At 68.9% G+C, this 607-nt stretch carries 1 pseudogene; it reads right to left on the bottom strand.

Annotated features, from left to right (window positions below):
- Positions 1 to 585: pseudogene (locus KZA10_RS17075) on the bottom strand (hypothetical protein); the annotation flags it as partial.
- Positions 586 to 607: the final 22 nt, after the last annotated feature.

The following is a 607-nucleotide window of genomic DNA, read 5'->3' as shown; positions in this document are numbered from 1 at the left end:
CTGCCGCAGCTGCTCATCGATCTCACGCAGACGACGGTCGTTGGTGAAGCCCAGCATGTTGGCGCGGCCCTGCCCGCCGTGCGCGCCGCGACTCCCCTGCGAGACCTGACCGCTGATGGTGAGCGCTCTCTGATGCGCGCCCAGCTGCGACGACGAGTCCACGCAGACGTACCCGAAGCGCTCCTGGAGTCTCTGCTGGAGCCAGCCGGTGAAGGGCGTGGGCAGGTGGTCGAGCCGCCCGGGGAGCGTCTTCGGGTCGGCGCCCCGCATCTCGGGGAGCCCCGTCTGGACGCCTTCGTAATTGAGCCGTTCCGGGGTGCGCACCGCGTTGATGGCCGAACGGAACTCTGCCAGATGCTCGACGTCGATCAGAAGCGTCCTCGCGAAGCCGCCGAGCGCGAGGTTGAAGGCCTCGCGCCATGGCTCGAACTCCGTGCGCACTTCGATGAGTTCCCCGACGAACGGAAGATCCGATGGCGAGAGTCCGACCGCCTGTGCGAGCAGTGCGCGTGATTCGTCGAGGTGCGCGGGGATGCTGCCGCGCACGCGGATGGTCCTCTCGCGTTCGTCGCGCAGACGCCGCATCTCGGCCTCGGCGGTCCTGCGC

This window comes from Microbacterium sp. BF1 (assembly GCF_019279095.1).
Taxonomy (GTDB): Bacteria; Actinomycetota; Actinomycetes; order Actinomycetales; family Microbacteriaceae; genus Microbacterium; species Microbacterium maritypicum.
This window is presented reverse-complemented; position numbering and strand designations above follow the sequence as displayed.